Raw genomic sequence first — 15380 nt, forward strand, 5'->3', positions numbered from 1 at the left:
GAAGTGACCTAACTCATCGACTATCTACAATGCAAACATGGTATAAAAGTGAAATTTCGGATGCTTCCTGCCTCTACTCCTTGAGTGAAAATTCGCAAAAATTAATTTTTTTAAGTGATTTTAAGATTCTAGTGAAAACTAGGATCTTTTTTATGTTGCACAAAAATCACGAGAACTTTCCTTATATAAATGTATTTGGTATTTTTTATCAATAGTTCTCTGATATTGGAAAGATAGAGCGGGTTTTTACAACGAAGGACAATTGTCAAATGAATTTTTATTTAAAAAATACATTGAATTTTCTTTTTCTTTTAAATATAATTTATTTAATTCTAATTCGGAACACTGTACCGATTATAGGAACACGGAGGGATGAAGTCTTGAAAATCGCAACAGATATTGGCGGTACTTTTACTGACCTAGTTTTCACAGATGAAAAAGGAAATCTTCATTTTGATAAGGGACATACGACACCTGGTCACTTTGAGGATGGCATATTAAATGTATTAGGACGACATGTAACGGAAGATTCTTTCATTGAATCATTTATTCATGGATCGACGGTTATCATCAATACATTAACGGAAAGAAAAGGGGGCGTAGTTGGGTTAATTACAACAAAAGGTTTCCGTGATGTTATAGAAATTGCTCGTGGAAATCGACCAGACTTATATAACTTTAAATATAAAAAGCCAGAACCATTTGTAGAGCGTTATTTACGTCAAGAAATTGATGAGCGAATTGATTTTAAAGGAAATATTATGAAAGCGCTTAATACCGAGGAAGTTGACGAGATCGTATATAAATTTAAGGAATTAGGTGTTGAGGCGATTGCCATTTCCTTGATACACGGCTATAAAAATCCAATTCATGAACAACAGTTAAAAGAAGCCATTTTAAAAATTTGGCCTGACGTATATATCACACTTTCAAGTGAAACGATTAAAGAATACCGTGAGTATGAAAGAACAAACACAACAGTCCTTAATTCTTATGTAAAGCCAATTGCACATGCCTACTTAAAAAGCCTAAAAGAGAAATTAAGCACAATTGGCATTACAGACCATTTAAAAATTATGCAATCGAATGGCGGGACTACAAGCTTTGATAAAGCAATGGAGCTACCAATCAACCTCGTTGAATCTGGACCTGTAGCAGGGATGTTTGGGGCAGCTAAATTAGGTCAACTTTTAAATGAATCGAATATCATAGCTTTTGATGTTGGTGGGACGACAGCAAAATGTTCGCTTATTACAGATGGCAAAGTCAATGTTACAACAGATTACTATATTGAAAGAAATGAAAAATTTGCGGGCTATCCAATTAAAACACCTGTAGTGGATATTGTGGAAATAGGAAATGGCGGTGGCTCTATCGCACGTGTAGATCAGTTTGGCTCATTAAAGGTTGGACCAGATTCTGCTGGGGCAAAGCCAGGGCCTGTAGCATACGGCTTAGGGAATACACAGCCAACAATTACAGATGCCAATGTTTATTTAGGAAGATTATCCTTAGCAAACTTTGATAACCCAGTATCCATTGACAAAGTGGAGGAGGCTCTTGTTGAAGCAATTGCGAAACCATTTAATGTGTCAGCAGAAGAAGCAGCACAAGGTATTTTAGATATTGCAAACTCCAATATGTTAAATGCACTGAAGCTGATCTCTATTCGTAAAGGCTACGATCCTGAAGACTTTACAATGGTGGCATTTGGTGGTGGTGGTCCACTACATGCGATTAATTTAGCAGAAGAGCTTGGTATGAAAAAAGTCATTATTCCTTATGGCTCGTCCGTCTTCTCAGCATTAGGAATGATGATGACCGAATATCGACAAGATTACATTCAAACAAGTTTAATGAACTTTGACAAAGTCCATCTTGCGGCTATTCAAGAAAATATTGATCAAGTCATTGCCAATGCCTATGCAGATGCACCATTATCAAAGGATCATTATTATTTTGAAATTAATTATGATTTACGCTACAAAGGTCAAGAGCATGCTGTTAAATTAAACGCATCAGCTATTACGCTTGATGAAGAGGGGCTACTTGCATTAGCTGAAGCCTTCCACATCAAACATAAACAAGAGTTTTCTTTTGAATTACCAGCCACACCAATTGAGTTAGTCAACTTACATCTTACAATCTACGGGAAAGATGAGGCGGTTCAATTTAAAGAGCTAGACTTCTCTCATATCGACAATTCTACATGTATCAAGGCACAACGCAATTTATATGTGAAGGGAACAGGTTGGATAGAGGTCAATGTCTATGACCAACAAAAATTAGTACCTGGCTATGTCATTACAGGACCTGCAATTGTAGAAAATCCAACATCTACGGTCGTAATCAATAATAATCAATCAATTGAAATTGATAAATACGGCAATTTGATAGTAGAGATGGAGGGGAAATAAAACATGAAAAAAGATGTTTTTGCAATAGAAATTATTCAAGATTCATTGCTAGCGATAGGCGATGAGATGTTTATAGCTCTAGCACGCTCTTCTATGAGTCCAGTTATCTATGAAGTATTAGACTATGCTTGTGGTTTAACAGATGCCAAGGGTAACTTAATTAGTCAAGGAAACGGTGTAACGAGCTTTATTGGGATGTTAAGTCCAATGGTACAGCGTGTAATTGAAAAGTTTGATAATGGGAAAAAACTACACGAAGGTGATGTCATTATTATCAATGACCCTTATGTTGGAGGTGGCTCGCATTTATCGGATGTGGGCTTAGTTCTCCCTATTTTCTACAACGGTGAAATTATTGCGTACTCTGCGAATAAAGCACACTGGACAGAGGTAGGTGGCATGGACCCTGGTTCGTTTACAAGTAATTCTAATGAAATCTATCAGGAAGGTTTACAGCTACCAGGTGTCAAACTTTATCATCAAGGTGAGTTGAACGATGCAGTCTATGAAATCATTTCTACGAATGTTCGTTTACCAGAGCTTTCAATCGGTGATATGTTTGCACAAGTAGCCGCCTTAAAAACAGGTGAAAAACGAATCGCAGAGCTTTGTCAGAAGTTTGGAGCGGAATCGGTGAAATTGTCCATTCAAAAATTATTGGACAAGGGTGAGAAAATAGTAGAGTATGAGCTTCAACACCTACCTAAAGGTGAATTTTATGCGGAGGACTATATTGAAGGGGACCCATTAAAGGGTGGACCTTATCCAATAAAAGTGAAAGTCACAATTAGTGATGAGGCGTTTATTTGTGACTTCAGAGGCTCACATCCTGCAGTCAATGTGCCAATGAACTGTTCTCAGTTTGGTTTAATGGCAAGTGTGCGCGTTATGTTCCTAGCATTACTTGGCGATATTGACGTAATTAACGAAGGTGTCTTTAAACGCTTAACGATTATCACAGATGATAATTCGATTGTTTCAGCTAAACGTCCACATCCTGTGTCGATGAATTTTGAGGCACGTATTGGGGCAGCTGATCTAATTTGGAAAGCTCTTGCGCCGCATTTACCAGAACGCTTATCTGCAGGGCATTTACAATCTGTTTGTACGTTTATTCTCACAGGAAAAAATCCTGAAAATGATGAGTCATTCCTAATTGTTGAGCCATCTGTTGGTGGCTGGGGAGCAGCGAATGACGAGGATGGGCAAAGCGGGCAATATTGTATGGGAGATGGTGAAACATATAATCTTCCAGTTGAAATTGCAGAAACAAAATACGGTATTCAAATTGATGAATATAGCTTAAATTGTGACGGTGCTGGTGCTGGTCAATTTAGAGGTGGCTTAGGTGTTCGCCGCGTTTATACAGTCAATCATGATGGTCAAAGGGTTTCTGTGAACTTAGGTAGACATCAATTCGCGCCATTCGGCTTAAATGGTGGTGGAGAAGGCTCTCACAACTATTTAATCATTCATAAAAAGGATGGAACAAAAATTGGACCAGTGGGCGTACTTGCCAATTATGAATTGCAAAAAGGCGATCGTATTGAGCTTGTGACAGCTACTGGTGGTGGTTATGGTCCTCCACATGAACGAAGCTCAGAGGCCATTGAACGTGATCTATTAAATGAATATATTTCTGTAGATGTAGCGAAAGAGCGATACGGTTATCAAAACGCTTAAAGGGAGAAATAGATGACTGTCAAGACATTAAAAAACTCATTGGATATACTAGAATGCTTTGCAACGACAGAAAATGCATTAGGTGTTCGTGAAATTTCACGCATGATGAAACTGCCGACAAGTGTCGTGCAAAGAACCATTAATACATTTACAGAAGCGGGTTATTTAATACAGGATGAACACACGAAAAAATATAAATTAGGTTATAAAATGTACCTTTTTTATGATGTGTTATCGAATTCAAAAGACCCTCACTCGACCATTTATGAATTGATGCAAAATCTTGCCAGTGAAATCAATGAATCAGTATTTCTTACTTATATGGACAATGAATACGGTGTCACAACGAAAATAGCCGAAAGCAATAAAAATGTAAAGTATGCGGTGTCTTTAGGAACAAAGACACCCCTTTACATCGGTGCTTCCTGTAAGGTCATGTTTGCTTATTTAGACGAGGACAGGCAACTGGAATTAATGGCCTTCTTTCATGAGGAACAATCGATGGAAGAGCAGGTTTCTTTCCTAGCGTCATTAAAGGAAGAGCTGCAACAAATTCGCCAAAACAACTGGTGTGTTACCATCGGGGAGTATAATGAACATGCATTTGGCATTAGTGTACCGTTATTTAACTATAAAAAGGAAATCACTGCATCTCTTACAATTTCTGGGTTAGTATATGATTTAGATGATCAAAGGGAGAAAAATATGCTTGAACAGTTAGTGAAAGTAGCTCAGCAAATACAATCACACATTTCAAAATTATAACAACAATAGGGGAGCTGACACTATGAATAATAAAGTATTACATCCAAGGGCTTTAGAGCCTGTAACTCTACTAATGATCGTCTTAACATCTGTTGTGGGGGCAATTATTGGGATACAGCTGATTACGACTTTAGGGATTTCTGCCAATACATCAATCGTTGGGGCAATATTTGCGATGATTCTTGGAAGAATACCGATTGGCAAGCTAATTGCCTTTAAATCTGTACACAGACAAAATATTATTCAAACTGCCATTTCGGCAGCAACGTTCAGTGCAGCAAGTAGTTTAATGTTGCCAATTGGTATTCCATATGTATTAGGCTATGAAAATTTAGTATTACCATTGTTTATCGGTGTTATTTTAGCGATGTTTGTTGATGCTTTATTATTATATAAATTTTTCGATACAAAGATTTTCCCAGCAGCAGGTACTTGGCCACCAGGGATTGCAACAGCTGAAGCCATTAAGGCGGGCGATAAAGGCGGTAAGAATGCAAAGGTATTAATTGGTGGCGTGTTAATTGGTATCGTGGGATCTGTTTTGAAAATTCCAATGTCAGCTTTTGGGGTAGCGTTCATCGGTAATATTTGGGCACTGACGATGTTTGGGATTGGGCTTTTATTAAGAGGCTATTCTGTTCAATTATTTAATGTTGACTTAAATGCTTACTATATTCCACATGGCGTTATGATTGGTGCTGGGATTGTAGCACTTTTCCAAGTAGCTTTTGCCTTATTGAATAAAAAGTCGGCTAAAAAGTCAGAAGAGTTAAGCTATTCAAAAGATGCAAAAGAAATTCGACAAGCATTTGGTGTTGGGTTTATAGCATATTTAGCCATTGCTCTATTAATCGCTATTTTAGGCGGTATTATTTCACACATGTCTTTCGGTATGTTAATAGGATTCATCATCTTTGCAACGATTGCTGCATTTGTCCATGAGCTAATTGTAGGTATCGCAGCGATGCATGCGGGTTGGTTCCCTGCATTTGCAGTGGCATTTATTACACTGATTGTTGGTATTTTAATTGGTTTCCCCGCTCCAGCACTTGCATTACTAGCAGGGTATAGTGCTGCTACAGGGGTAGCATTTGCGGATATGGGCTATGACTTAAAAACAGGTTTCATTTTACGTGGTAATGGTAGTGATGTTGCATTAGAAAAAGAAGGTCGCAAGCAACAATTGATTGCTGGTATGCTAGCTTTTGCAATTTCCGCAGTTGTAGTATTGCTATCCTATAAATCTTATTTTGCACAGGATTTAGTAGCACCTGTTAACCATGTGTATGCAGCAACAATTCAATCAGGCGTTACAGGCGATGTAGCGAAACAATTAATGATTTGGGCGATTCCAGGTGCATTAATTCAGCTAATTGGTGGTTCAAAACGTCAAATGGGTATCTTATTTGCAACAGGTCTATTACTTGTCAATCCAATTGCTGGTTGGGCTGTCCTAGTGGGTATCTTACTACGTGTTATTTTCACATATGTGACGAAAGGTAAGAGAGAATCTGAAATGACAGTATTTGCAGCAGGTGTTATTGCTGGAGATGCTTTATATAGCTTCTTCACTTCTATTATCAAAATAGGGAAATAGAAAGGAGTCATGCTGAATGGCGAAAGGATTATCGTATGAGGATGGGATTGCGGCCGTTTATGGAGGAGCAATCCTTGGCGGAGGCGGCGGTGGTCTCCTAGAGGAAGGACTCAAGCTAGTGGAGGAAATCTTTGCAGCAGGCGAACCTCAAATCGTGGATATTACTGAATTAGACCAAGAAGATTTAGTTGCCTGTGTGGCAATGGTAGGTGCGCCATCAGCGGCCGATCAATATATTTCAAATGAACAGCTTTGTTGGAGCTATCGCAGTATGAACAACCATGTCAATCAACGTCTAAAGGGCATCATTACAAATGAAAATGGTGCCATCACGACGATCAATGGCTGGTTGCAGTCAGTCTTATTACATGTACCTGTTGTGGATGCTCCCTGTAATGGACGAGCACATCCAACGGGCATCATGGGTTCTTTAAATCTCCATGAACAACAGGAATACCAATCTGTACAATTTTATGCAGGAGGAAAAGATGACTTCGCCGTCCAAGGCTTTGTGGAAGGGAATTTACACAGCACTGCAAAGACAGCACGCCAAGCTTCTATTTTAGCAGGCGGGCTAGTCGGGGTCACTCGAAATCCTGTAACGATTGACTATTTACAAAAACATGGCGCACCAAAAGCGATCACTATGGCCATAGAGCTTGGCTATCGCTTCTTAAATGGGCAAACCTTTGAAGAAAAGCTAGCCCAAGTGTTGCAGTATTTGAATGGCATGCACATCGTATCAGGCGCTGTCACAAATTATTCGTTAACAAAGGAAAATGGCTTCGATGTAGGGGAATTATCAGTGGGTGATTACCATCTGACGTTCTGGAATGAGTACATGACATTAGCGAAGGAAGGGCAGGTACAATCCAAATTCCCAGACCTCATCATGACGTTCGATATAGAAAAAATGATGCCAGTGCCAAGTGCAAGTATTAAAGAGGGGATGCATGTCGCAGTGATTCATGTAGACCAGTCTAACTTAAAATTAAGTACAACTATGCAAAACGAAGCACTATTGCGGGAAATTGATGAAGTGATCAAAGGCGTTCTATAAAGTAAGAAAATAAAACAGTAAAAGCTGCCATCATCTACTTGAATGTAAGATGGGCAGCTTTTATTTGTCCTTCAGCGGGATGGTAATACATTTTATCACAATCGTTCCTACTTCCTTTTTCACTTCATACATTGATGGCTTAAATGAATTTCTTACTGATTTGCACAACTCATCGAACGTGGTATTCACAAGCTGTAAGCAATTATCATGTACGATTTTCATTAAAGGGAGGAGCTACGTTCATACATAATCAAGGTATTGACTAGAAGAAGGTAACAACCAGTAATGAAAAAACAATGCACTTCTGCTACAACTGGCGAAATCCTTTTGGTCATGCAACAAACTAACTTGTTGTTCACATTTTCGGCATGTACAGTTGGCTATGCGGGTTAAACAAAGAATTTCTAAGGGAAAGTGTTCACTTTTATTTGTTTAGATGATAGGTTTTCAATACGCACGTCATCTTTTAAACAGGTTATTCAATTGTAAGCCCGCTGAAGTTAATGTTAAATCTGTTAAACACACAGCTGTTGTACATTGCTGAAAAATATGAGGTACAGAACAAATAGCTGTTCTGTACGTTTATCATACAATATTCTGAAAAATTAGTCAATTGAAATGGATTTGATTTTTAATTTTTCTAGATTACCTCTTATGTAATAAAATACAGTATAATTTTGTAGGAAAGGAATGAGTAGACTATGAATCATTTAATGAATAAAGTACGTGAAATATATGAGCAATTTGATGCTAGTCATGATTTTCAACATATTGAACGTGTCTATCAAAATGCATTAGCTATCCTACATAGCGAGCCAACAGCAGATGAAGAAGTTGTGAAAATAGCGGTACTTTTACATGATGTCAGTGACAAAAAGTATACCGATAGCAAGGAAAAGGAAGAACAGCTTATTGCGGAATTACCTGTTAGTGAGGGTAAAAAGCAGCATATTCGAGATTGCATTGCTCAGGTGTCATTTAATGGTGGGAATGAGCTAGAAGCAACATCATTGGAAGCAAAAATCGTCCGAGATGCAGATCGTTTAGATGCGATTGGTGCTATTGGCATTGCCAGAACATTTGCTTATGGTGGCGCAAAAGGTCGCAAGCTTTATGATAAGGAAGAAGAAGCACGCACAAATATGTCAGAGTCAGAATATCGTCAAAACAATACCGCGTCTGTTACTCATTTTTATGAGAAATTATTACTGCTAAAAGATTTAATGGTGACGGAAAAGGGCAAGCAAATGGCACTTGAACGTCATCAATTTATGGAAAGTTTTTTAAAGCAACTCCAGCACGAAATCGGTTAATAGCACATAGCACAAAAACCGCCTTTTCAATTTGAAGGGCGGTTTTTGTGCTTCATTCGGCTATGGTCTTCGTAGTACAAAAATAATGAAGCGTGCATTTCCTATGGCAAGTAGCATTTTAGTTTTGTAGTGAATTATTGGAGGCGCAACAAATGAGGAATCCTTCATCATGCTACTCCATTACCATTTAATAGCTTAGATGGATTCATTAAAATAGGAGGATATCGCTGTTGTTAATGCTTCCCAAATGATTGTCAGGTCTGCTTGGGAAGTACGCCAATTACTGAAAGCCGCACGAATAGCTGGCATACCTTTGTAGACAGTTGGCGTCATGTATACTTTGCCTTGTTGATTTAAAGTTGTTAAAAATTGTTGGTTCATTTCAGCTGTCAGTGCCTCATGATTGACGGCGAAGCACACGATATTCAGTCGAACAGGTGCTAGCAATGTAAAGTAGGGACTGTCATCTATTTTTTGACCAAGCTGTTGTGCGAGTAATATATTTTCTTCTATTAATTGTTGGTAGCCCAATTTACCATAGGCCTGTAAAGAAAACCAAGCAGGTAGCGCACGAAAACGACGTGAATTTTCAGGTGTAAGATCACAGAAATCTGGATTTTCAAGGGAACTACCAAGATAGGCAGCATTATTTTGAAAAACGGTTGCTTGCAACGATTGATGACGGGTAAATTGCATAGCGGCATCATAAGGGACGTTCAGCCATTTATGTGCGTCAATTGTAATAGAATCTGCATAATTCATGCCCTCGACAAAGTGACGATACTTTGGTGAACAGGCTGCAAAGCCACCAAAAGCCGCATCGATATGAAGCCAGAAAGGGTACCGCCTTTTTAGCTCGCCAATTGCTTGTAAATCATCAAAGTCAACCGTATTGACGGTTCCAGCATTTGCTACAACAATACAAGGTTCATGTGGATTTGCTTCAAGAAACTGCTGTAATTTTGTGATGTCAATGGCTTCTCGCTGTTCTAGGCATAGGATAGTATGAATGGAATTTCTCCCCATGCCAAGCATAGAAGTTGCTTTGACAATACTTGAGTGGGGCGTTCCGCTCACAATCTTTATTGGAGGGATACCATAAAGACCATCCAGCGCAGTGTTTTTTCCATAGTGTTGTGCAATCCATTCCCTTGCTTGAGCAAGTCCTACAAAATTAGCCATCGTAGCTCCACTGACAAATGTTCCTCGATAATCATCGCTTAATAGCAATAACTCCTTAAGCATGTCAATTGTTGCAAGCTCCATTGAACCTGCAATAGAGCCCTTAGAATGGGATAAATTTTGATCGTAAACACTTACTAACCAATCTCCGACAATCGAAGCAGGGGTAGATCCACCTGTGACAAAACCTAAGTACCTTGAGCCTACACTACTATTTAAGCCTTCAGCAAATTGCTTTGTAAAATATTGAAGTGTTGCCTGAGCACCCTCACCCACTTCTGGAAGTGTCGGAGTAGGAAGGCTAGAGGAATGGTTCGTTACAGCTCTATGCTCCAGATTAGTAAAAAAATTGGCTGCATGGTCAACTACCTCCATTAAAAGCGTTTTTATTTTTTCCTGATCTTGCTTCATGTTCATCATGTATCATCATTTCCCTTCATTTTAACTTAGCTATTTCTGCCTCTACACTATATAGTGATATATATAACAGTCAAATGAAGACTATAACAGTTGGAGGTCCAATGGAAATAAAGCTGAATCGTCAGTCCGATCAATCTTTAATTGATCAAATTTCAACTATCCTTGCAGAAAAAATAAGATCAGAATTTTTACAGGAAGGGAGTCAATTACCTTCTATTCGGAGCTTTTCAAAAGAAAATCAAGTGAGCCCTGTCACGGTCAGTAAGGCATATGCCTTATTAGAAAGAAATGGTTATATTGAAGTGATACATGGCAAGGGGGCGTTTGTTCGAAACAAAGAACAAAGAAGCACAAATGAGAGCCGTAGTGATTATAATTGGCAACTAACCATTCCTGATTACATTCAACGTTCACAATCTATGTTAAATAAAAGAATGGAGTATGCGATCAAATTCTCAAGTGCTACCATCCACCCTGGGTTATTACCCTCTGTTTATTTGGTAAATGAAATTGTAGAAATATTACAGACAGATCCTCAGATTGTCGCTCGTTATGGAACGGTACAGGGGGATGAAGATGCACGAAAGGCAATTCGAGACTATGTACAAGCATATAGTAATATTGCCACAACACCAGAGGAAATTATTGTGACAAACGGTGTGCAACAAGGTATAGATATAGTGGCTAAAACATTTATTGGACCTGGAGATATTGTCATTACCGAAGCCCCTACATATACAGCAGCAATCGATGTCTTTAGAAATCGGGGGGCCCACATTATTCCCATACCAGTAGACGAGGAAGGAATGCAGACAGCTCTTCTAGCGACACTCTGCCTAAGCAAACAGCCAAAGCTTATCTATACAAATCCAACCTTTCACAATCCGACAGGCACAGTTTTAAGTGAAGTGAGAAGGAGCGAGTTACTGGATCTTGCCCAACAATATGGCTTTCTTATCGTAGAGGACGATTCATGGAATGAAATCTATTTTGACGATAACCCACCACCACCACCTCTGAAAGCTTTAGATACAAGGGGTCATGTTATTTATTTAAAAGGCTTTAGTAAGACGTTGGCCCCGAGCTGTAGAATCGGCGCTATCCTTTCAAAAGGTACCGTTCATCAACGACTTTTATCTGCCAAATCCAGTGCCGATTCGGGTAACCCCTTATTAACACAAAAGGCACTGATTCCATTTTTACGTTCAGACCGAATGCATGCCCATTTAGAAAAACTGCGCATTGCACTAGAGATAAGAAGGGATCAGACCATTGCATTGTTGAATAAGCATGCACCAAAGGGCGTTACGTGGATCGAGCCAAAAGGTGGACTTAATATTTGGGTGTCTTTACCTAGTAATGGCAATACGGATGAGCTGTTATGGAAGGCTCAACAAGCCCAAATTACCTTTTTACCAAGCTCAGCTTGTTATCCAGGAGAGCCACAATATCACCATCTAAGAATTAGTTACTCTTATCCTGAACCCCACGACTTAACACAAGGAATCATCAAGCTTTGTCAGCTTATGGAATCCTATTTACAGGACATGCCACCAGTTCGTTGATAGTTTGTTGTTCTTTGTTTACCTGCGGTTTGGTGTTATGATGAATAGTGGATATCAATAATCGTCTACATAAAAATCGTGTGGGCATGAACAATACCTAACATGAAAGAGATGGAATAGTGGAATGAGTCATTTAATTGTACAAAATTTAACCAAAACAGTGGGCGATAAAACGCTTTTTCAAAATATTGAATTTACCATTTATGAGGGAGAGCGGGCAGGCTTAATCGGTATAAATGGAACGGGAAAATCAACCCTGTTATCCATTTTAGCTGGGGACATGGAAGCGGATTCGATGACAGTAGATCGTCCGAATAAATACCGTGTCGCTTATTTACCACAGGAGCCTACATTTCAGGCAGGTGAAACAGTTTTACAAGCTGTCTTTTCAGGCGATTCGCCCATTTTACAGCTGAATCGTCAATATGAGGAAACGGTTGCTGCTCTAGCAAGTAACCCAACATCCGAAAGTTTACAAAAGACGTTATTTAGTCTGCAACAGCGCATGGATGAAGAGCAGGCATGGGATGTCAATGCCCTTGCAAAGACGGCCTTAACAAAGCTTGGGATTGAAACTTTTGAAAAAGAGGTACTAACGCTATCAGGCGGTCAGCAAAAACGTGTTGCATTAGCGAAGGTGTTAATTGAACCAGCGGATCTTTACTTATTAGATGAGCCCACCAACCATTTAGATGTACAGTCTACAGAATGGCTTCAAGAGATGGTCTTACGATTAAAGGGTGCAGTGATTTTCATCACCCACGATCGTTATTTCTTAGATGAATTATCAACACATATTTACGAGTTAGCAAATCAAACCTTGTATCGTCATACAGGGAATTACGGTGATTATTTAGAGGCTAGAGCTATTCGTGAGGAGATGCAAGCTGCTTCTGCACAGAAGGATCGCAATCGTTATCGTTCAGAATTAAAATGGATACGTCGTGGTGCGAAGGCGCGTTCAACTAAGCAAAAGGCTCGTATTCAACGCTTTGAAAAGCTAGAAGAAAACCTAGAACGCAAAACAGAAGATGTTTCCTTGGATATGGGACTTGCGACAACACGTCTTGGACGTAAAGTGCTGGAGGCTGAGAAAATTTCGAAAGCCTTTGGCCAGCAAAAAATCCTTGAAAACTTCTCATTTCTACTACAGCAAGGTGATCGAATTGGCATTATCGGCGCGAACGGTGTAGGAAAATCAACTTTGTTGAACATGCTAGCAGGAGAGCTGACACCCGATCAAGGTGAAATTCTTGTTGGGTCAACGGTCAAGCTGGCACATTTCAAGCAAACATTGCCGAAAATGAATGAAAATGAGCGCATGATTGAATATATACGTGAGGCTTCAAATGATATTACCGATGCAGAGGGTGTCCGTTACTCAGCTGCTCAAATGCTGGAGCGCTTTTTATTCCCGTTGCATGCTCATGGTACTCCAATTGGAAAATTATCGGGCGGTGAGCGCAAGCGTCTTCATTTATTACGTTTATTGATGGAGCAACCAAACGTCTTATTATTGGACGAGCCAACGAATGATTTAGATATTGAAACATTAGGTGTGCTAGAGGATTTCATCGAGCATTTCCCAGGCGTGGTTATCACGATTTCCCATGATCGTTTCTTCCTCGACCGTATTGCGAAAAAGCTATGGATACTAGATGGTCAGGGACAAGTAGAGGAAACACTGGATTTATACAGTGAGTATCTGGAGAAACGTGAGCAGACAGCTGCTGTCAAAGTAGAAACGCCAAAAGTAGAAAAGCCAAAAACAGAAAAGCCAAAATCAGACAAAAAAAAGCTATCGTTTAAAGAGCAAAAAGAATGGGAAACGATTGCAGACGAGATAGAGAAAACAGAAACTGCTATTATGGAGACCGAAGAAGGAATCGCCAATGCAGGCTCAGATTTTACCAAGCTACAGGAATTAACAGCTAAGTTGGATGAGCTAAATGCACAGTATGAGCATCTAATTGAAAGATGGTCGTATTTAGATGAAATAGTTAACGGATAAGGAGCGATAGACATGAAGATTATTACCATTGAACCGACGCCAAGTCCCAATTCTATGAAGATTGTTGTTGATACAGAGCTACCATTCGGGAAGAGCTATAATTTTACAAAGGATAATAAAGACGAAGCAACAGGTGAGGCAGCTGCTATTTTAGCGATTGAAGGAGTAAAGGGCGTTTACCATGTAGCCGATTTCTTTGCTGTTGAGCGCAATGCCAAATATGCATGGGAAGGCATTCTAGCAAGTATTCGTCAAGTGTTAGGGGAAGATGTCCAAACACAAGAAGAAACGGTTATGGCCAATGAATTTTATGGAGAGGTTTATGTCCATGTACAGTTTTACAAGCAGGTACCTTTACAAGTAAAAGTTTTTGATAACCAACGCGAATATCGTATGAGCTGTGGAGACCGTTTTGTGGATGCTTTTAATCAAATTATTGAGTCAGCAGTAGATGAAAACTATATTTTCCAACGTAAGTGGATTGATTATGGGGTTCGCTACGGTGAGCTGGAGGAAATTGCTGAAACAGTCAAACAGGAGATTGATGTTACTTATTCTGCAGACCGTTTAGCGGAAATTGTTACAGCGATCAATAATGATGGTGAAAAAGCCGCTGTGAAAACGGACAAACTCAAAGTGACAGTAGAGCAATTCAAGCAACCTGAATGGGAGAAACGCTTCCAATTGCTCGATCAAATGGCTGATCCTGAGCTAGACGATCTACCGCTATTAGATTTAGCCTTACAGGATGAACAAATGTCTATCCGTCGACTAGCGACGGTGTACTTAGGCATGATTGAGGATGTGGCAGTTGTCCCTTATTTAGAAAAAGCCCTACAAGATAAAAGTGCAGCAGTACGCCGAACAGCAGGTGACTGCATGAGTGACCTTGGCTTTGTAGAATTTGAAGAAGCCATGCTGCAAGCCTTACAGGACAAAAACAAATTGGTTCGCTGGCGTGCAGCCATGTATTTATATGAGGTCGGCACAGAACAGTCCTTACCAGCATTAAAGGCTGCCGAGGATGACAAAGAATTCGAAGTGAAGCTACAAGTGAAAATGGCCATTGCCCGTATCGAACAAGGCGAAGAAGCAAAAGGCTCGGTTTGGAAGCAAATGACCGAATCCCGTCAACAATAATCAGGAAAAACCAGCAAATGCTGGTTTTTTCTATTTTGTAATGGTTGGCGTTTGCTCTAATAAGTGAATGAGGTTGCTCCTGAATAGTGATAGGTCCTCTCCAAGAAGTGAGCGAACCACTCCAAAGAAGTGGGAACCCGCTCCAAATAAAAGTAATTCCGCTCAAAAAAAGAATTGCCCTCTTCCAAACTAAAAATCTCTAACTACCTCAAAATTCAAAAATAATA

At 39.5% G+C, this 15380-nt stretch carries 10 protein-coding genes; 9 read left to right on the forward strand and 1 reads right to left on the reverse strand.

The genetic code is table 11. From position 1 onward, the window contains the following. The first annotated feature begins 380 nt into the window (after positions 1–380). The 6 genes from QH639_RS14230 to QH639_RS14255 all read left to right on the forward strand — a co-directional run bounded on the left by QH639_RS14230 (position 381) and on the right by QH639_RS14255 (position 8835). Entirely contained in the window at positions 381–2417 is a 2037-nt protein-coding gene (locus QH639_RS14230) for a hydantoinase/oxoprolinase family protein (protein ID WP_131519774.1), read from the forward strand. A gap of 3 nt (positions 2418–2420) precedes the next feature. Further along, the gene (locus tag QH639_RS14235; protein WP_131519775.1) at positions 2421–4100 is read left to right on the forward strand and encodes a hydantoinase B/oxoprolinase family protein; all 1680 of its coding nucleotides are present in this window, start codon (positions 2421–2423) and stop codon (positions 4098–4100) included. 12 nt (positions 4101–4112) lie between these two features. After that, entirely contained in the window at positions 4113–4865 is a 753-nt protein-coding gene (locus tag QH639_RS14240) for an IclR family transcriptional regulator (protein ID WP_281114696.1), read from the forward strand. A 22-nt stretch (positions 4866–4887) separates the two neighbouring features. After that, entirely contained in the window at positions 4888–6462 is a 1575-nt protein-coding gene (locus QH639_RS14245; RefSeq protein ID WP_004269402.1) for an OPT/YSL family transporter, read from the forward strand. A 16-nt stretch (positions 6463–6478) separates the two neighbouring features. Then, positions 6479–7522, forward strand: a complete 1044-nt coding sequence (locus QH639_RS14250) for an S-methyl thiohydantoin desulfurase domain-containing protein (RefSeq protein WP_281114697.1) — start codon at positions 6479–6481, stop codon at positions 7520–7522. 701 nt (positions 7523–8223) lie between these two features. Further along, positions 8224–8835, forward strand: coding sequence for an HD domain-containing protein (locus QH639_RS14255; protein WP_281114698.1), 612 nt, complete (start codon positions 8224–8226; stop codon positions 8833–8835). A gap of 195 nt (positions 8836–9030) precedes the next feature. On the opposite strand, the gene QH639_RS14260 is transcribed toward QH639_RS14255, so the two are convergent. Then, positions 9031–10437: a pyridoxal phosphate-dependent decarboxylase family protein gene (locus tag QH639_RS14260; RefSeq protein ID WP_131519777.1), complete on the reverse strand. Its 1407-nt coding sequence runs from the start codon at positions 10435–10437 to the stop codon at positions 9031–9033. A gap of 101 nt (positions 10438–10538) precedes the next feature. On the opposite strand from QH639_RS14260, the gene pdxR reads away from it, so the two are divergent. From pdxR to QH639_RS14275, 3 genes are all read left to right on the forward strand, one after another. After that, positions 10539–12002 carry a MocR-like pyridoxine biosynthesis transcription factor PdxR gene (pdxR, locus tag QH639_RS14265; RefSeq protein ID WP_237900209.1) on the forward strand — a complete coding sequence of 488 codons (1464 nt, stop codon included), beginning with the start codon at positions 10539–10541 and terminating at the stop codon, positions 12000–12002. 124 nt (positions 12003–12126) lie between these two features. After that, a complete protein-coding gene (locus tag QH639_RS14270) occupies positions 12127–14013 on the forward strand; it encodes an ABC-F family ATP-binding cassette domain-containing protein (protein WP_131519779.1) in 1887 nt (628 codons plus the stop codon). A 12-nt stretch (positions 14014–14025) separates the two neighbouring features. After that, positions 14026–15153, forward strand: coding sequence for a conserved virulence factor C family protein (locus QH639_RS14275; protein ID WP_131519780.1), 1128 nt, complete (start codon positions 14026–14028; stop codon positions 15151–15153). Positions 15154–15380: the final 227 nt, after the last annotated feature.

The sequence above is a fragment of the Lysinibacillus sp. 1 U-2021 genome (assembly GCF_029916965.1).
Classification (GTDB): domain Bacteria; phylum Bacillota; class Bacilli; order Bacillales_A; family Planococcaceae; genus Lysinibacillus; species Lysinibacillus capsici.